This is a genomic window from Streptantibioticus ferralitis (genome assembly GCF_029223525.1).
GTDB lineage: Bacteria > Actinomycetota > Actinomycetes > Streptomycetales > Streptomycetaceae > Streptantibioticus_A > Streptantibioticus_A ferralitis.
On record NZ_JARHTQ010000010.1, the window covers coordinates 167,297 to 185,967 of the forward strand.

Annotated in this window: 11 protein-coding genes and 5 pseudogenes; 9 read left to right on the forward strand and 7 right to left on the reverse strand. The window is 65.8% G+C overall.

Features of this window, described 5'->3' with window-relative positions; genetic code table 11:
- The first annotated feature begins 211 nt into the window (after positions 1-211).
- The 4 genes and pseudogenes from P2L57_RS17860 to P2L57_RS17875 all read left to right on the forward strand — a co-directional run bounded on the left by P2L57_RS17860 (position 212) and on the right by P2L57_RS17875 (position 5,756).
- Positions 212-1,048 (forward strand): TauD/TfdA dioxygenase family protein, encoded by an 837-nt coding sequence (locus P2L57_RS17860; protein WP_275815596.1) that lies wholly within the window; start codon positions 212-214, stop codon positions 1,046-1,048.
- A gap of 145 nt (positions 1,049-1,193) precedes the next feature.
- The gene (locus P2L57_RS17865; protein ID WP_275815598.1) at positions 1,194-3,371 is read left to right on the forward strand and encodes a carbamoyltransferase family protein; all 2,178 of its coding nucleotides are present in this window, start codon (positions 1,194-1,196) and stop codon (positions 3,369-3,371) included.
- A gap of 214 nt (positions 3,372-3,585) precedes the next feature.
- A pseudogene (locus tag P2L57_RS17870) lies at positions 3,586-4,308 on the forward strand (transposase); the annotation flags it as partial.
- Positions 4,309-4,709: 401 nt separating this feature from the next.
- Complete coding sequence (locus P2L57_RS17875) at positions 4,710-5,756, forward strand: amidohydrolase family protein (protein ID WP_275815600.1); 1,047 nt, start codon at positions 4,710-4,712, stop codon at positions 5,754-5,756.
- 358 nt (positions 5,757-6,114) lie between these two features.
- Here the strand turns inward: P2L57_RS17875 and P2L57_RS17880 are convergent, their stop codons facing one another.
- Together P2L57_RS17880 and P2L57_RS17885 are read right to left on the reverse strand one after the other, a co-directional pair.
- Positions 6,115-7,947 carry an FG-GAP-like repeat-containing protein gene (locus P2L57_RS17880; RefSeq protein ID WP_275815602.1) on the reverse strand — a complete coding sequence of 611 codons (1,833 nt, stop codon included), beginning with the start codon at positions 7,945-7,947 and terminating at the stop codon, positions 6,115-6,117.
- Between the two features lie 70 nt (positions 7,948-8,017).
- On the reverse strand, positions 8,018-8,737 hold the full coding sequence (locus tag P2L57_RS17885; RefSeq protein ID WP_275815604.1) for a hypothetical protein: 720 nt from the start codon (positions 8,735-8,737) through the stop codon (positions 8,018-8,020).
- Between the two features lie 409 nt (positions 8,738-9,146).
- Here P2L57_RS17885 and P2L57_RS17890 point away from each other — a divergent pair, with 409 nt between their 5' ends.
- Positions 9,147-10,250, forward strand: a complete 1,104-nt coding sequence (locus P2L57_RS17890) for a hypothetical protein (RefSeq protein WP_275815606.1) — start codon at positions 9,147-9,149, stop codon at positions 10,248-10,250.
- Between the two features lie 30 nt (positions 10,251-10,280).
- A complete protein-coding gene (locus tag P2L57_RS17895) occupies positions 10,281-10,784 on the forward strand; it encodes a hypothetical protein (protein WP_275815608.1) in 504 nt (167 codons plus the stop codon).
- 51 nt (positions 10,785-10,835) lie between these two features.
- On the opposite strand, the gene P2L57_RS17900 is transcribed toward P2L57_RS17895, so the two are convergent.
- The 3 genes and pseudogenes from P2L57_RS17900 to P2L57_RS17910 form a co-directional block, all read right to left on the reverse strand.
- Complete coding sequence (locus P2L57_RS17900) at positions 10,836-12,356, reverse strand: NHL domain-containing protein (RefSeq protein ID WP_275815610.1); 1,521 nt, start codon at positions 12,354-12,356, stop codon at positions 10,836-10,838.
- A gap of 395 nt (positions 12,357-12,751) precedes the next feature.
- A complete protein-coding gene (locus P2L57_RS17905) occupies positions 12,752-13,378 on the reverse strand; it encodes a PDZ domain-containing protein (RefSeq protein ID WP_275815612.1) in 627 nt (208 codons plus the stop codon).
- A 233-nt stretch (positions 13,379-13,611) separates the two neighbouring features.
- Positions 13,612-13,815, reverse strand: a pseudogene (locus P2L57_RS17910) (IS110 family transposase); the annotation flags it as partial.
- A 15-nt stretch (positions 13,816-13,830) separates the two neighbouring features.
- Here P2L57_RS17910 and P2L57_RS17915 point away from each other — a divergent pair.
- The 3 genes and pseudogenes from P2L57_RS17915 to P2L57_RS17925 all read left to right on the forward strand — a co-directional run.
- Positions 13,831-14,603, forward strand: a pseudogene (locus tag P2L57_RS17915) (carbamoyltransferase C-terminal domain-containing protein); the annotation flags it as partial.
- Positions 14,515-15,489, forward strand: a complete 975-nt coding sequence (locus P2L57_RS17920; protein WP_372515741.1) for a phosphotransferase family protein — start codon at positions 14,515-14,517, stop codon at positions 15,487-15,489. The pseudogene P2L57_RS17915 and the gene P2L57_RS17920, both read left to right, overlap by 89 nt.
- A complete protein-coding gene (locus P2L57_RS17925) occupies positions 15,396-16,580 on the forward strand; it encodes a MalY/PatB family protein (protein ID WP_372515742.1) in 1,185 nt (394 codons plus the stop codon). The genes P2L57_RS17920 and P2L57_RS17925 overlap by 94 nt, the downstream gene beginning before the upstream one ends.
- 290 nt (positions 16,581-16,870) lie before the next feature.
- On the opposite strand, the pseudogene P2L57_RS17930 reads toward P2L57_RS17925, so the two are convergent.
- Both P2L57_RS17930 and P2L57_RS41115 read right to left on the reverse strand, forming a co-directional pair.
- Positions 16,871-17,214 (reverse strand): annotated as a pseudogene (locus P2L57_RS17930) (IS630 family transposase); the annotation flags it as partial.
- Between the two features lie 426 nt (positions 17,215-17,640).
- Positions 17,641-18,621: pseudogene (locus P2L57_RS41115) on the reverse strand (aminotransferase class III-fold pyridoxal phosphate-dependent enzyme); the annotation flags it as partial.
- Positions 18,622-18,671 lie beyond the last annotated feature (50 nt).

Sequence of the window (18,671 nt, forward strand, 5' to 3'; positions counted from 1 at the left end):
CCTTTCCGCACGCACGGATACGCCGTGGCGAGCCCGGTCTACCACTGCCGAGGAGAGCCGGCCGGACGCCTCGCCCTGAGGCATGACAGCGGTGTCAGCGTGCATGCTCAAGAGCAACGCCGCGTCGCTTTCGTGATCTGTACATGTGCACACTCACCAACAACTAGGTCGGCCGCACGCAGACCGGCGTTTGATCGAGAGAGGATGTCAAATGACGGTCCTGCCAGATGCCCCGGTCTTTGTGGCAGAGCTTTCGGCTGATGATGACAGACGATACGATCCCAAGGCGCTGCTGACGTTGTTGCGGACGTTCGCGGTAGTTGTTTTGCGGGGGATGGAGCTGACTCCGGTTCAGCAGGTCGAATTAACGCGCGGCCTTGGTGAACCACAGTTGGACCCAGATACACACAACAGGCACCCCGACAATCCCGAACTCTTTGTCGTAGATAACACCGGTGACACACCGGTGGTCGGAAATAATATCTGGCACACCGATGGCTCGTTTTTACGCCAGCCCATAAGGTACACAATGCTAAGGGCGGTTACGCTGCCGCCGTCAGGCGGCGACACCTTATACGCCGACTTGCGGGCCGCATACGAGAATATGCCCCCACAGTGGCGAGATGTGCTCGCTGGCGCTATTGGCTTGCACGCCTACGACCGAATTGCGGCCACCCGAGCCGACGCTCATAACAACCCCGCAGCGCTAGCAGGTAGTTCAACATACACACCGGTCCGTCACCCGATCATCAGAGCGCATCCCGATACCGGAGCCCCAGTTCTCTTCGTAAACGACCTCTGCCTTGCTCGAATTGAGTCTGGCGACGGAGTCCCGATTGAACTGACTGTGGCGGACCTGATCGCTCACGCCACCCAACACCAGTTCGTGTACCGCCATCAGTGGGCGGCCGGTGACGTGGTGGTCTGGGACAATGCCAGAGCTCTACATCGGTCAGATTTCACTGCTGCGCTGACCCGGGTAATGCATCGTACGACCACTGCAGGCGACATTCCGCAGTCCTTTACCTCTATCGGTGAGCCCGCTTGACGGCCGAGGCAGCCCACGCGCATCCCGACCGAAGCTGTTTCCACCCATTTAGCAAGTTGCCGCTCCAGCCACCGAAAGCTTGAGGCTTAAGCCCTTCCTCCGGTAAGCGGGCAGTCGTTCACACGGAATATAAGGCAGGTGCCAAGTGATTGTTCTGGGAAGCAAGCCCGGCCAGCATGACGCGTGTTTCGCTCTGATACGGGACGGAGAGCCCCTCTTTGTCTATGAGGTAGAGCGCTTCAATCGGGTCAAACGCGCGACATCCACAGATCTCTCGGTATTATTCGAAGGGCTCGCGGAATACTCGATATCACCTACCGATATAGACCTTGTAACAAACTGCATGCACCCCGGTGAACTAGAGAAACGCAAGTCACAAATGTCGGAATACGTCACTCCCGACAAAGTCGGCAATATACATCGCTTTCTCGACTGGCATCTTCCATCATGGTACTTGCTTCTGCGCAAGGGAGGCTTTCCGGAGAACCGGATCGTAAACATTCGCCACCATCTGTGTCATGTGTCTGGCGTCTATTATTCGGGACCAAGCAATGACGCGGCAATCCTCAGTGTCGACGGTAGCGGTGAGGCAGAGACCGCTATGCTCGCGCACGGTCGAAATGGCCGCATCTCCATCCTCAGGACCACTCCACACCCGCACTCGCTCGGGCACCTCTATCAAGGTGTCACGATCTGGCTTGGGTGGGGATACGGCGAGGAAGGGAAAACGATGGCACTTGCAGCCTACGGTGACCCTCAACGTTTTAGGCGACAATTGGACACGTTCATTCATATTGACGACGAGGGCCAGTTTCGCTACCTCCCGGCCCTTCGCCGTGGAACGCTTCGGTACGCGTCGACGGAAATAGGGCGCATCGTCCTGCCGCAACTGGCCGGGCCCCGCAGGCAGGATGGAGAGGAAATATCTCAGACGCACCGAGACGTTGCGGCGGCCGTCCAAGCGATATGCGAAGAGATCATGCTGAAGCAGGCAAGATTTCTGAAACGGGAAACCAGCGCAAAGACTCTCCTTCTCGCGGGCGGCGTAGGTCTCAACTCGGTTACAAACGGTATCCTTTCGGCTGAAAGTGGATTCGACGATGTTGTCGCTTATCCACAGGCAAGCGATGCGGGGACCGCGCTCGGCGGGGCACTCTACGCATATCACAATATTGGCGCACCCGATCAGCCCCGCCGGTGGCACATGACGCATGCGTACTGGGGGAAGAGCGTCGATCTGGGAAACCTGGACGCAGCAAGCAAGAGCTACCAGGTGCGCGGCAGGCCATCGGGTGACATTACCGCGGATGCGGCTGAAACGCTGGCCGCTGGCCGGGTCATCGGGTGGGTTCAAGGCAGGTCTGAAATTGGACCGAGAGCGCTAGGAAATCGATCGATTCTGGCAAACCCAATCGCACCCGGCATCAAAGATAAGGTCAACGGCGTCAAGCACCGAGAACGGTGGCGACCCTTCGCGCCGTCGGTCCTTCGAGAGGACGTGAACACCTACTTCGAGATCGACGGCGATCTACCGTACATGACCACAGTTGCCCGCATCAGGGATGAGTGGCGCGAGCCTCTTAGCTCGATCGGTCACGTCGATGGCACGGCGCGTGTTCAAACAGTAACAGAGGAGAGCAATCCCCTCTTCTATCGATTAATACAGGAGTTTAAGATTCGGACTGGACTCGGAGTACTGTTGAACACATCGCTAAATGGTCGGGGCGAACCGCTCGTCCAGACATGCGAGCAGGCACTTCGACTTTACGTGAATTCTGACCTTGATGCGATCGTCATCGGAGATCGGCTGTTCACCGACAAGACGAACGCAGTCGTGGGGCAGACTCTCGTTCCATATGTGTGGAACGTTCGAAAGTTGCCACGGACTCGACTCTTGGTTGTGCCGGGCGAGCTACCGGTAGGTAAGTGTGAGCTATTACTACATATTGTGCAGGGCAATCCGCAAGCGCGCGTTGCTTTATCTGACAACTCGGCAGTAGCGGAAGCTGTTTCGGCCACCAGTCAGGAATGGATCGTACCGGTCCCAGCGCTTGAGCCTGGCGATATTGCGGCCGCGTACGATGCGGTGGCTTTCTACGTGCCGTTTCCTGGCGACAAGTGCGTCTTCGAGGAGGAAATATATTATTCGCCGCTTGCTGTGCTATCGCGACGAATCATGGAGGAAGCCGGCATCCCTGTGTACTGGATTGACTCGAGCGGCGATGTCAATTTTATGCGGGATTCCCTATACGTACACCACGATGAAACTCCGGCACTGGCGATACCATCCGCGTACCAACGGTTCTGGATGCCCGAGGCATGAGGCTGGTCGTCATAGTGCGGTTGCCGAGGCTCGTCCTCGTCCTTCGTCGAGCAACCTTGAGCGTACTTGCCCGCACAGAGGGGGCACCGCGTACCTCGGACTACCGGTCAACACCTGGCGATGTGGGCGTCCTGCGGCACCGGCTCGGCAGACCACAAAGGTCGGCCGGCACGCCCGGTACCGGCAGGTCAATGTCGAGCGCTGGCTCGACCTTGCCCAGGCCGGCTCGGTGCTGCTGGTCAAGACGGTCCGCAAGTCCGGCCTGGACGCCGCGATATCGGCGGCACTCACGCCGTGGCGCAAGCCGCGGGCCGTGCACGATCCGGGCAAGATACTGGATGTGGCCTTGGCCGTCGCGCTGGGCGGGGACTGTCTGGCCGATGTCGGCATGCTGCGGGCCGAGCCGTCCGTGTTCGGCCCGGTGGCCTCCGATCCGACGGTTTCCCGTCTTGTCGACGCTCTCGCCACGTCCGGCCCGAAGGCTCTCACTGCGTTGCGGGCCGCACGTTCCGAAGTACGCACGCGGGTCTGGGAAACTGGCCGGGGCCCACGCTCCGGCCGCCGACGGGCAGGTGATCGTGGACGTCGACGGCGTGCTGGTGCTCGCGCACTCCGAGAAGCAGGACGCCACACCAACCTGGAAGACCTTCGGCCACCATCCCCTTGTCGCGTTCGTCGACCACGGCCTGGCCGGGTCCGGGGGCCGGTGGCTGCCCTGCTGCGGCCCGGAAACGCGGTCTCCAACACCGCCGCCGACCACATCGAAACCGCTCAACCCGCCCTGGCTCAACTGCCCAAGTGCGTGCGGCGGGGACGCCAGACACTGATCCGCACCGACTCCGTCGGCGGCACCCACGCCTTCCTCGGCTGGCTCTGCATGCGCGGCCGATGGCTGTCGTACTCCGTCGGAATGACCATCACTGATGCCGTCCACCAGGCCGCCGCCGCGCAGCTCGTGCACACCGGCCGCCGCAGCTGGCTCCGCCAGCCCTCCCGATGGCCCTGGACCGCCGTCATCACCCGCGCGGTCAACAGGCTGCACGCCTTGCCGATGCCCGGCTGGCCAGCCACTTCGACCGTCCCAACAACCTGCACCACCGCACCGGTGAAGTGGAACCCGGCGCTCACCCGACGCGAGAGCCCGGGCCCTCAGCCTGCCTCGGCCCCGAAGAGACCGCACCACACGAACACAGAGCCTCCGCCGGCAAACCGACAGAGACTCATGAACGATCGAGGCTAAATGACCGAGAAATCGTCTCGGAGAATTTCGAGCAAGTGTGGTGAGATCAGGATAACGCGGCACACCCCACACGCACGCTTAGAGGAACGGACGCGCACTTGACCATCCATGAAATGACGAATTCTGTTCCCGAACCGATTCAAGATCCGGTTCTACCGATTGTGGACCCGCACCATCACCTGTGGCCGGATAGCCCGACGAGCGTCTCGATCGCGAGGCCGGGACAACAGGGCGTCCCCGGAGAGCGGTACGCCGACGCCACACCTTACTCTGTGCAGGATCTGCGTGCCGATACTCGGTCCGGGCACAACGTCGTTGCCACCATTTTCGTGGAGTGCTCCAGTGCTTACTACACCGAGGGGCCGCAACATCTACGGCCCGTGGGAGAGACGGACTGGGTTGCGAGCCAGTCCGTCTCCGATGGATTGCTCAGCGGTATCGTCGGTTACGCAAACCTGATGTGGGAACCGTCTGAACTTGCCGAAGCCCTGGATGCGCATATCGAAGCAGGGAACGGGACATTCAAAGGGGTCCGTCACACGGTGGCCTGGGATGCGAATCCGGGTGTGTTTGCTAGTACCCGCAGGCCACCCTCGGGGCTTCTTCTCGAGAGTGCCTTCGGGAGAGGGGCATCCGAACTGGCGCGCCGCGGGCTCGTTTATGAGACCTGGACGTACTTTCACCAACTCCCGGAGCTGTGCGACTTCGCACGATCGCAACCGAACCTCGTGGTGGTTCTGAACCATCTCGGCGGCCCCGCAGCGACCGGGCCGTACTCCCAGCGGAGGAACGAAGTGCTCGAAGAATGGCGCGCCTGCATTACGGCGCTGGCGCGCGTTCCCAATGTGGTGATGAAGCTCGGCGCGATCGGCATGCCCGCGTTCACCCCCGTCGAATTCATCGAATCAGCCCCGATGACATCCGCCAGGATCGCCGAATACTGGGGCCTGGAAATTCGCTACTGCATCGACACTCTAGGCCCCGAACGATGCATGTTCGAAAGCAACTTCCCGGTGGACAGAAGACTGTGCGACTACGTCACCCTATGGAACTCATTCAAATTGATCGCTGCACCCTACTCGAGCGCCGAGCGCGAATCCCTCTTCGCCGGTACTGCTCGTCGAACCTACGGTATTGGACGATGAACAGCGGCGACGCGGCCGTACCCGGCTGTGTCGGGAACCCCGGCCATGTGGTCATTACAGTCGGATGTGACCGACAGTCCGTGCCCACGGCGATCACGGGCACAGGCCACGGCTCGGGCGCGAGGCGACTCCTCCACGATGTTGTCCGCCTGCCGGCGCACCCCACGATCAGTCGTCGCCCTGACCATGGCGAACAGGGACACCGGGAACTGCGCACCGCGGGTCATCACGCCCGGGTAGACGAGGACGCCCGGGTATCGCCGGGGGAAGGCCACCCGGCTGCGTTCCCGGGTGATGGTGAGAGTTCCGGCACGCCGGTGGCGAGTCGCCGTGATGGGGCTGTGGAGGTCCTCCGGGGTTATCGGGTTCTGAAGCGGCGGAAGAGGTTTCGGGCCACGTACACGCCCGGGCCGCCGAAGCCGACGATGTCGACGCGTCCGTCACCGGTGACGTCGGCGAGGAAGCGGGGGTGGCGGTCGACCCGCCAGCCGCCTGCGTCCTCGTTGTACCCGAACCCGCGGCACACCAGCTGGGCCTGCTCGAACTGGCCGTCGCCGCGGCTGTGCGACACCCAGACCCCCTCGTCGCCGAAGCCGACGATGTCCGGGTTGCCGTCGCCGGTGACGTCGGCGAGGAACCGAAGGTGCTTCCCACTCGTCCACCCCTGGGCGAGCCCGAAGTCGTTCAGGACGAGTTTCGAGGGCTCGAACGTGCCGTCGCCGCGCCCGCGTGAGACGACGACGCCCTGCGAGCCGAACCCGACGATGTCCACTGCTCCGTCACTGGTGGTCCTGACCAGGACCCGGGGGTGCTCCTCGACCGAGCTCCACCCCTGGTCGGCCCCGAAGTCGTCGAGGACGTACAGCGGGTCGGCGAACGTGCCGTCCTCGTCCTGGAGTGACACCCAGACGCCGTCGTCGTGGCAGCCGACGATGTCGAGCCTGCCGTCACCGGTGGTGTCGCCGAGGAAGCGGGGATGCTTGTCGGCAAGCCAGCCACCCGCCTCCTCGTCGTGGCCGAACGCCCGGAGAACGGGTTCGTCGGCGAGCGGTGAGAACTTTCCCTCCTCGTCCTGGAGTGACACCCAGACGCCGTCGTCGTGGCAGCCGACGATGTCGAGCCTGCCGTCGCCGGTGGTGTCGGCGAGGAAGCGGGGATGCTTGTCGGCAAGCCACCCGCCTGCCTGCTTGCCGTGTCCGAACGCCTTGAGGACAAGCTTGCCGCCCGCGGGCACGAACGTCCCGTCCTCGTCTTGGCGGGACACCCGGACACCGGCAGTGGAAAGCACGACGACGTCGGGCTTGTCGTCGCCCGTCGTGTCCACGAGGGTCCAGAGGTCCGCGGGGCTCGGGGAGGGCGGGGGTTGGTGCAGGACGCGTTCATCGTCGTCGAATGTCCCGTCGCCTCTGCTGGGCGACGTCACAGCCCCCTTCGTGGGTTTGAGCCCTACGATGTCCGCGCGCCCTGCTCCCGTGGTGTCGGCGAGGAACCGCGCACCGCGCCCGGCCCACCAGCCCGGTTGTCCGCTGGGAGAGCGGTTGGCCCCGTCGCTCTCCCACCCGCCGGCGTCCTGGTCGCTCCCGAACTGCTGGAGGACCAGCAGCATGTCGCTGAAGGAGGGCGTCGCACCGGGTGCCGGCCGCAGCGCGGTCGAGAGGGCCAGCCGCCAGGACCGGCGGCTGTTCCAGTGGCTCAGTGGTGCCCAGCGCAGCACGGGGTCGCTGGTGCGCTCGGGCTCGGCCGTAACGAACCGCCACTGCTGGCTCTCCGCGCTGTCGTCGTACTCGCGCAGGACGACCCGGGTGCCGTCCTCGCCGGGGTCGCCGAGGTCGAGAACGGCGCCATCGGTCGCGCCCTCGATGAAGTAGAGGCCCGCCTCGCCCTCGATGGGGACGACGTGCCACTGCTGGCCCGTCTTGCCTGCGGCGGCGTCCCACTGGCGGACGCCGCGGTCCGCGGCGGCGGGATTGTCGAGCACCTTGCCGCTGACCGCGTTGCGGATCACATATGCCTGGCCGTCTTGCGCGGCCTGCACGGGGGTGAGCTGCCACTGCTCCGGGCTCGGGCCGCCATCGGGGAAGTCGCGGACGACGAGCGTCCCGTCCGCGTTCGGCGCGGCCTTGACGCAGAGGGTCTTCCCCGTGGCGGCGCTGACGATCTCCAGCTTCAGTTCTTTCGTGGGCACGGGCATCGTGGTGCCTCTTCCAGGCGGCGGTGCGGGCGTTGGCTCGGGACGGGTGTGGCGCGGCGGTGGCCGCGGATCACGTGAAGACGTGGTGGTACGGGACGTTCCACTCGCTGGGCAGCCGCGGGTAGAACGTGTTGATGACCGTGCCGGTGAAGTCTCCGCCCCAGTTGTAGGTGAGGCGCACCTCGCTGTCGGCCGTCACCGCGTGGTCCTTGAACCCGAGGATGGCGTCGGGGTGGGTGATCGGCACGAACGTGATCCCGCCCCACGGCGTCACCGTGACGACCCAGAGCTGGGTGTCCTCGGGTGCGCCGTTCTTCCCGCGCCACTTGTCGCCGACCTTGTCGGGGAGGCCGACCTGGACGGTGTCGGCCGTGCTCTTGGGGGCCTCCTGGTGGACGGTGATGCGCCTGCGCTGCGGCTTGGGCGCGCCGTCGTCGCCGCGTCCGGCGTCGGCGTCGCCCGCGCCCGCGGGTTTGGGCGACACCTGGCCCGCGGCGCTCTCGATGAAGTACAGCGGTCGCTGCCCGAAGAAGCCGGCGGGGGTGATGTACCAGAGGTGGCCCTGCGCCTCCTTGGTGGCCGGGGCGAGCGCGGTGGCCAGTTTGACCCCCTTGTCGTGGCTCTCCTCCTTCAGCTCGGCCGGCTGCAGGTAGCCGCCGTTGAAGGCGTGAACGAGCATGACCGGCCGATTCTCGACCAGCGCTGCCACGATTGCGTTGTCATAGCTGTTCACCGCCACCGGGCCGCCGACCACCAAATTCGCCATCGTCGTGCGTTCTTGGGTGTACATCGCGGATACCTCACCTGTTCTGAATGTGGAGCACAACGCGTCGGACGCTCAATGCAGTGGTCTATCACGCAGCATTACCGAAAGCCCACACCCTCGATCGAAACGGCCTCGAAAACGCATGGAGTGGCCGAAACGAATACCCTTGCTCACGGCAACATCCAAGGCCACAGCGCTCACAGGCAGGACTATCGGAAAGTTATCGACGGATTGATCGACAGTGTCTCAAGGTAGCACCATGTCCCGGGAGTTCGGGGCAGTCGCCGAACCTTTATCACTCGATTGAGCGTGATGTACGAAGGCACCTTCCCGGGCAATGCGGCCCGTGATAACTTCGCTTGTCGGAACGTGTGCACATTTATTTTTCCACTTCACCGAGCACGGTTCGACCGCAATCAGTTGAGGACGGGGAATGCCTTCCAACGCGTACAACCTGGAACGGGCCAAGCGCCAGCCGCTGACGAAGAAGAACCTGCAGGAACTCAACATCGACGACGAGCAGACCTGGCGGTCCATCCTGGACCATCCCAACCTGGTCTACGTCGACGACTACGGTGTGCGGCACAAGCCCGTCGGGTTCTCCGTGAACAAGTCGAGCTTCGGCACTTTCCCCGGCTCCGCCTTCCAGCTGGGCTGGCTCGCCTACATGAACCTCGGGGAGCCGCTGATCGAGGAGCGGTGCAACATCAGCCAGCCCCCGCCCGACACGTTCTCCTCGCGTACCTACGTCAACCGCAGCCAGGCGTCCCCGATGAACTTCACCGACTCGGTCGATTTCACCGTGTCGAACGGGGTCACGTGGTCGCTCAGTGGGGAGGCGAAGCTCACCTTCGGCGGCAGCGTCAGCGCGCAGCTGCAGCTGCAGCTGCAGAACCAGCTCCGGATGGACCTCCAGGCGCAGCTTCAGACGCAGCTCCGGAACGACATGGCGAACAAGAACGCGAACACGGTGACCAACAAGAACAGCAAGGACAACATCGGGGTGGACAACGCCAACGCCACCGAGACGGCCACGACAAACTCGATGGGGAATTCCGCGGCGAACTCGGTGACAAACTCGGTGGCGTTCACGACCACAGGCAGTGCCACCGGCAGCGCGACACTCAACGCCTCGTTGTTGCTGGGCATCTCGGCCTCCGTCGGCGGCTCCCTGACCACCAGCTGGGCCTCGAAATCGCAGATCTCCGGCCAGGTCCCGCCAAGCTCCCGCGTGCAGACCATCGTCACGCAGCGTCGTACCCGCAAGCAGTACTGCTACGAGATCCCGGTGACCTTCTCCGGGTTGATCGCGGTGAAGTACGACGTGCCGGTGGCGGTCCTTGCTCCCCCGCAGTCCGGGGACTACCCCGGCCTCGACCAGTTGGTCGCCCGTGACATCGGCGACATCGACCTGGCGGGCGGCGGCTTCCGCATGAAGGGACTGGCCGAGGTCGTCTCCGACCTCGAGGTCCACCACACGATGTTCGACGGCGAGAGCCTGACCGACAGCCAACGAGCGCTGCACAAGCAGCCGTGACCGAGCGGACGACGACAAGGGGTGACGACCATGGTGTTCGACAACATCTTCAACTTTGCACGCGAGGGCGCGGGGCGCTTCTCGGTGACCACCGACAGCGACAAGCCCAAGCCGGGTGCGGACGTCGACTTCGAGGACGCCGAAGACGACACATACGACGACACGAGCACGAGCCTGTTCAACAGCGCGATCCACGGGGCTTCCTCCCGGGCGAAGGTCGTGCAGGAGCAGTCGCCCGAAGCGCGGGCCGTCCTGGGCTTCCTCGGCTCCTTCATCCAGACCACCCGGACGTCGGCCCGTGCGCAGGCCGATGCCCCGAATCTCAGCTCGGTGTCCACGGCAGCGGCCGCCGGCATGAAGGAGTCGAGTGCGACGGTGACGGAGCACAGCGGCCTTCAGAAGAATGAGGACCTGGAGGACAAGCCGAAGAAGAGCGATTACACCAAGGCCCCCAAGACCCCCGAAGCACCCAAGGCACCCGAGGCGCCCAAGGCGCCCAAGGCGGCCGCCGAGAAACCGTCCCGTGTCGAGTAGGGCCCGGGTTCCGTGGGGTCAGGGGCGAGGTCGCCCCTGACCCCACGTGCGTTATACGGGGAGCAGCTGCCACTGCCGGTCCCGGTGGTCGCCCTGCGACCCGTGCTGCTTGATCACCGTGCGGGCGTTGGTGTCGACTTGCAGGAGCAGACCGCTGTTGCGGTTCGCGATCTCATACACCCGCGGGGTGCCGTTCACCGAGCCCACCGGGATCAGCCTCCACTGCTGGTGGCGCGCGTCGCCGCCCTCGTAGGCGCACTGCGCGACCACCGCCCCGGCCGCCTCCTGCGCTCCGACGACCTCCAGGACCTTGCCGCTGCGCACGTTCTCGATCGTGTACAGGACGTCCCCGTTGTCCTGGCCCGACACGACCAGCCGCCACCGCTGGTGGTCCCTGGAGGCGGCGAGCAACTGGTGGATCTCGGCCCCGTCCTTGGTGGACTCACGCAGGACCCCCATCCGCAGCCTGCTCCGGACGTTGGCCCAGGAGACCACCGTGCCCGACTCGGGCAGCCCGGCCATCTCCGCCGACGCGACCTTCCGAATCCGGTTGTTGACGTAGTCAGCGATGTAGAGGGCGTCGACGCAGTCCACAGCGAGCCCGAGCGGGTAGTTCAACTGGGCCGAAGCGGCCGGGCCGTCGTCACCGCCGAAGCCCTCGGCGCCTGTGCCTGCGACCGTGCTGATCTTCCGGTCAGTCGTGATCTTCCGGACCCGGTGGTTGTTGTGGTCGGAGACGTAGAGGGTGCCGGCGCTGTCCACCACCACACCCAGTGGGAAGTCCAGCTGGGCCGAGACCGCCGGGCCGTCGTCACCGCCGAAGCCCTCGGCGCCCGTGCCCGCGACCGTGCTGATCTTCCCATCCGTAACCTTCCTGACCCGATGGTTCTCGGCATCGGCGATGTAGAGGGTTCCGGCGCTGTCCACCGCCACTGCGTTCGGGTATTTCAGCTGGGCTGAAATCGCTGGACCACCGTCTCCCTTGGGTCCCGCGGACACGGTCCCCGCGACCGTGCTGATCTTCCCATCGGCCGTGACTTTCCTGACCCGATGGTTCTCGGTATCGGCGATGTAGAGGGTGCCGGTGCTGTCCACCGCAATCCCGTACGGGTAATTCAACTCGGCAGCGGTGGCGAGGCCGTCGTCACCGCTGAACCCCTCGGTGCCCGTGCCCGCGACCGTGCTGATCTTCCCATCCGTAACCTTCCTGACCCGATGGTTCTCGGCATCGGCGATGTAGAGCGTTCCGGTGCTGTCCACCGCCACCTCACGTGGGCCGTTCAACTGGGCCGAGACGGCAGGGCCATTGTCCCCGCTGAATCCCGACGCCCCGGTCCCCGCGACCGTGCTGATCTTCCCGTCAGTCGTGATCTTCCGGACCACGTGGTTGTTGTAGTCGGAGAAGTAGACAGTGCCGGTGCTGTCCACCGCAATCCCGTACGGACGGTTCAACTCAGCCGAAACGGCAGGCCCGTTGTCCCCTTTGAACCCCGCGCCCCCGGTCCCGGCGACCGTCCTGATCGGAGGGGCGGAGTGCTCACCATCTGTGGCTTCCGCGTGGGCAGTGCTCATCTTCATCCCTTCACCGTTCACCGACCGCCCACTACGGACGGTTGTCGGTTGATTCCAGAAAGTCATAAGAGCATGGGGGTTGGCAAGTCCACTTCCGAGTGGTCCTCGTGGAGCACGGTGACGAGACACCGAACCGGATTGGCAGTCGTCCCACGCCAACGCCCGGACGTGAAACTGCTCGGCTTGGCGGCGTCTCGGATCAGACCGACGCACTCTGGGAGTTGGTGCCGGCCAACGGCCGATCCGGCAATGCCACGCCCGGTTTGCTCGCGAGAACGCGCAACGCCGCGCCCTAGCCGCTCTCCTGGATGACTGGGACGCGGCGGGCGGAGGGCAGTCCTAACGTTGCGCCGGGCGGCGGATCGCGCGGACGCCGGTGGGCTGAGCCGTAGTGATCACTGGTCGATCGTGTACTGCAGAGTCATGGGGGTGCCGTTACGCGTGATGCCTACGGGCACGGTGATCCCGGCTCGCTTGCTTGCGAGGGCGGCATTGAGGGATGCCGACGACGTGACAGGCTGCCCGTCGACGGAGGTGATGATGTCGTTGACCATGAATCCTGCGGCGGCGGCATGCAAGTCGGGGTCGACGAACCGAACTCGGGCACCTCCTCCCCCAGGGACGTTGTTGGCATACCCGCCAAAGGCACCCGGGGTGCCCTGGGTGATGTTGACGGTCCAGTCCACGGTCACACCTTCGAAGGTGAGGCTTCCGGTGAACTGGCCGCCTGCCAGGGGTGCATCATTGTTCGCGGCAATATGGACCGTCCACGGCCAGATCCAGTGGGTGCGGACCTGGAAGTCGATGGTGGCGGACGAGCCGTCGGCGGCGATGGTCACCGGACAGACGTGGCCCCTGCAGCGGGGGTCCACCTGGGTGATGCGGGTGTACTGCGGGGCCTGGATTGTGACCCGCCCTGGGTGATGCTGCTGCTGGTCCGGTGGGAAATCGACGGTCTTGGCCGACCCGGGGGCATCGAGGTCGGGGATAGTCGACGGGGGAGTCGGCGCCTGGAACGCCATGGTCCCGCCGGACGTGACCGCAGCGGTGGCCGCGGGGGCCATTCCTCCTACCAGCAGGCTCGATCCGAGCGCGAGCACCGCGCATGCCCTCATAGTCCTACGCATGGATCCTCCCCAGCTCGCGACTACCGAACATAGTCATCTGACCGCTTAAGGTAATTGGGCGCGGAAGTCGTGATCAACGGAGCGCGCACTAGTCATACGAGCCCCGGGGGGTGCCCCTATGGGTTTCGTCAAGCTGATGGGGCGGGCTGTGAGTTATGGAAGGTGCCGTCGCGGAGTATCGCGACGAGCACGTCGGCTCGTCGTCTCGCGAGGCAGAGGAGGGCTTGGGTGTGGTGCTTTCCCTGGCTGCTCTTCTTGTCGTAGTACGTCCGGGAGACCGGGTTAGCCAGAGCCGCGAACGCGGACAGGAAGAAGGCCCGTTTGAGCTTGAAAGCACCCATAGACGGTGTCCGAAAAACCCGCGGCCCTCAGCCCGCGAAGGCCCGTTCGGCTCGGTCTGGGTCCAGCCCGCGGCAGGAGACTCGGGCACGGCACTCGGCGGCGCCCTGTACGCCGCGCAGGCCGCGGGCGACCCCGTCAAGCACATGACCACCGCGGCCCTGGGCCGGGGCTGGAGCGACGAAGAGACGGAAGTCTGGCTCCAGGCCAACCGGGTGTCCTACTCACGTCCGCCGGACGTGGCCACGGTCGCGGCCCGCGCACTGGCCGACAACAAGGTGATCGGCTGGTTCCAGGGCCGCAGCGAGTTCGGCCCACGCGCCTTGGGCCACCGCAGCATCCTGGCCAACCCTTGCTACCGCCAGAACCTGGAGCGGCTCAACGACATCAAGGGGCGCGAGCAGTTCCGCCCCGTCGCCCCCATGGTCCTCCTGGAACGCGCCGCCGAGATTTTCGACGGGCCGCTTCCCAGCCCCTACATGCTCTTCACCCACCAGGTCCGGCCCGACTGGGCCGAGCGCATCCCGGCCGCTCTGCACGTTGACGGCAGCGCCCGATCCAAACCGTCGACGCGACCGACGAACCGGTCGTCGCCCGCATGCTGAAGGAGTTCGAGCGGGAGACGGGCGTCCCGGTTGTCATCAACACCAGCTTCAACGTGGCCGAGATGCCCATCGCGGATCATCCGCGCGATGCCGTCGCGTGCTTCGCCACCACGCCGATGGACCTGCTCGTCCTCGGACCGTTCATTCTGCTCCGGCGCGATCTGTCGGGGGACTGACGATGGACACGGCGCCGTTCAGCGCCGAGGCGTTCCGCCGTGCGCTGGACGACGCCTGCCATATCGCGGGCGTGAGCGCGGAAGGCGCCGATCTGGTCCACGTCACCGTGAACGCGGTCTTCCGCCTCACCTCCGTCCCTCTCGTCGTCCGCATCGCGGGCCCCCAACTGGGCATCGAGGACGCCGTCCGCATCGTCGGCCTGGCACGCTGGCTGGAGAACGAGGACCTGCCCACCGTCCGGCTCGCCGTGCTTCGCGTCGACCAGCCCGTCATCACGGCCAGCGGAATGCCGGCCACATTCTGGCGCTACCTGCCACAACGCCCGGAACTGCAGCCGACCCCGACCCCCCGGAACTGGCCGACCCACTCCGCCGCATCCACGCACTCGGCCCACCGCCCCGTCCGCTGCCCAGATGGGACCCACTCCGTGTCACCCGCTCCCGGCTCCAGCGGGCACCGCACGACACCCCTCCGGCAGCCCTCGCATTCCTTCGCGACCTCGCCGACCGCCTGGCAGACGAACTGCCCCGCCTTCCCTTCGCCCTGCCCCGTACGGTCATCCACGGTGACGCCCACATCGGCAACATGCTGCGCGCGCCCGGCGGCCACGCCGTCCTGTGCGACCTGGACTTCATGTCCCTCGGGCCACCCGAGTGGGACCAGGCCGCTGACCAGGCTAGGGACGTGTGTGGACCCGGACCATCCCCGCGGGCGCGGGAAGCAGACGATGTTGGAGAACCGCTGCGGCAGTTAGTAATCATCTTGTACGCCATTCCGACTATCGTTGCGGTATGGAGAGTATGTCGCGTGACATCTTTGCGCCCGACAGTGTCAATCCGCTGTGTCAGCTCTCCCTGGAGCAGTTGCGACGTCGTACGAGCATGAAGTGGCGGACGCATCCGGAGGACGTACTACCGCTGTGGGTAGCCGAGATGGATGTCCCGCTGGCCGAGCCGGTCGCGCGGGCGATCACCGACGCGGTGGCACTCGGCGACACGGGCTACCCAGCCGGGACGGCGTACGCCGAGGCGCTGGCGGAGTTTGCCCGCAAGCGGTGGGGCTGGGGCGGGCTGGCCGTGGAACGCACAGCGATCGTGCCCGACGTGATGTTGGGCATCGTCGAAATGCTCAAGCTCGTCTCCGGACCGGGCGATCCCGTCGTCGTCAACTGCCCTGTGTATCCACCCTTCTACCAGTTCGTCCGGAACCTTGGACGGCCCATCATCGAGGCACCGCTGGACACAGAGGGGCGGATCGACTTCGCCGCGCTGGAGGACGCGTTCGGGCATGGTGTCCAGCGCGCAGGCCGACCGGTGTATCTCTTGTGCAGCCCGCACAACCCGACCGGAACCGTACACACCGCTGCTGAGCTCACGCACGTCGCGCAGTTCGCGCGGACACACGGCGTGCGGGTCGTGGTGGATGAGATCCACGCCCCGATCATGGCGGCGGCCGCATCATTCGTGCCGTATCTGAGCGTTCCCGGCGCGGAGAACGGACTGTCCCTGATGTCGGCGTCCAAGGCGTGGAACCTGGCCGGGCTCAAGGCCGCCCTCGCCATCGTCGGGCCCGACGCGGCCGACGACCTCGCCCGCATGCCCGAAGAGGTCAGCCACGGCCCCAGCCACGTCGGCATCATTGCCCACACCGCCGCCCTGCGCGACGGAGGCGACTGGCTCGACGCAGTGCTGTCCGGACTCGACGACAACCGCCGCCTACTGGCCGGCCTGCTCGCCGAGCACCTGCCCGCCGTCGGGTATGAACCCGCGCAGGCGACCTACCTGGCGTGGCTGGACTGCCGCGGGCTGGGCCTCGGGGACGACCCCGCCGACGTCTTCCTTCAACGCGGCCGTGTCGCCCTGAGCTCCGGGGTGGACTTCGGAACCGGCGGTGCGGGCTTCGCCCGTATGAACCTGGCCACCTCGCCGGAGCTGATCACCGAGGCAGTCCGGCGGATGGCCGCAGCCATCGCCTGACCGCCCGGCGCGCACGGTGAATCAGGGCCATGAGGGCTGCCGACGCACCGAGTCATGCACGCTTCTGAGCTCGGCAGGGCCTCCTGAGCTCACCGTGGCCGTGGTGGCGCAGAGCGTCAGAAGAGTCCGCACCGGCCGTCGGTCCGGACTCGGGTGTGCAAGACGCGGGTGAGCGAGATGCTGCCCATAACGGACAACTGTCGGGATTGGAAAGGGTTTTGACGGTTGATCGGGGCAGCAAGACCGATCCATCACGGACTGGAACTTCCTTCGAAGGGCGCGCAGCCGCACCAGGGGCGGCCGAGCTGCTGGTGGGCCGCGACGAGCCGTGCGCGGTAGTCGGTCCAGGCGAAGCTGCGCCGTCCGCCTTGTTTGTGGTCGCGGTGGACGATCGGGCGGTAGATCAGGCGCGAGCGTTCGCCGGGCTTGTAGCAGGCCAGGGCCGCGATGGAGATGCGGTGCTGGGAACGCCCACGGACCTTGACGATCGGCTTGGCCCCGCGGCGGGACCAGGTGTGCGCGGTCGGCGGCGTCATCGAGAAGCCGGCCTCGTCTTCGAAGACGAGGTAAGCGTCGAGCGCCGCCGTGGCGCTTCCGCGGACGGCCAGGTCTCCTTCACCCAGCCCCCGGTGGCGCGAGCCGCGTTGATCTGCCCTGCGACGTCCGCGGCGAGAGTACCCGGGGCGTCGCCGACCGCCTCGTCGACCAGCAGCGGGAAGACGGTCACGTCCACGGTGGCGCCGGTCGCGGTGCGGCACCGCACCGCCGGGCACGGAGCCATGGCGCGCACCGGGGCCGACCGGGCCACGAAAGCCCGCAGCGTGGCGTCGTCCAGGTCGGCCAGCGACGCATCGAAGCGCCGCAGCGCGTCCGGCGCGCCCAGCTCGGCGACGAACGCGACCCGGGCGGTGGGGGGTTCGGCGTCGGTACCGGTGGGCGTCGTGGACCGGAAGTCCCGTACCTCGACGCGCGGCGCCGGGGTGTCCCCACCGGTCAGCGGGTGGAGAAGCTGCAGCGCGTCCTGGTGGCGCAGCACCGCGCAGACGTCGCGCAGACCCGCTGCCAACCGGTCGATTGCGGCGTCGCCGATCGCATACGACGGCTGGATCCGCAGTGTGTGCGGCGCGCTGCCGGTCGGCATCAGCCGCAGGCCGTCCTTGCGCAGCAGGAAGCCCGAGACGGCGAAACCGAAGAACCCGCCGCGCGCGTAGTTGCGGATCACCGCCGAGCTCGCCGCCGACTGGTCGGTGAACTCGAACCCGAGCAGCAGACCGCGCCCGCGCACGCCGCGTACGACGTCACCGAACTCGGCGTGGACCTCTTCCAGGGCGCTTCGCGGCCGCGCCCCGCGCTCGGTGGCCAGCCGGTAGGCCATTCCGCCGTCGTGTTCCAGCATCTCCAGCACCTTCTCGGTGACCGAGCAGGAGAAGCTGCCCTTGGCATACGTCGAGCTGTGCAGCAGTTCGAAGTCCTTGACGTACGACGACTGCCGCACCAGCAACATCGACGTCTTCGCCATCGACGTCTTCGCCAGGCCGCCGCCGACGCTCTTCGCCAGGGTGTAGTAGTCGCCGGTCAGGCCGATGTGGGCGCTTGCGAAGAAGGACCCGGTGCGCCTGGCGCCAGTCTGGATCTCGTCGACGACGAGTGGGCAGTCCAACGCGCGGCACACGTCGGTGATCCGTTTGGCCTGCTCGGCGGTGAGCACGTTGATGCCGCCCTCGCCCTGGATCGGCTCGACGACGAAACCGGCAACGAACGGCACGGCCCGCCACCGCACTTCCACGACGCCGCTCTCGGCGACGACGTCGAGCACGTTCGGCTGCTCCGCCTCGACGTACTTCAGTGCCTCCTCGGGCCGGTCCGCGGGGACGAAGCGGGCACGCGCCCCGAGTGCCTGGAACGGCAGCCGGAACGTCGGATTGTGGGTGAGTTGCAGGCTACCGACCAACTTGCCGTGGAACCCGCCCTCCAGTGCGAAGAACTCCGGTGCCCGGCTCAGTGCCTCCGTGTTGCGCCGCTGCACCTCCTCCAGCACCATGTCGACATCCGCGCCCGGCCCGGCGAGTTCGGTCGCGGCGATCGACAACT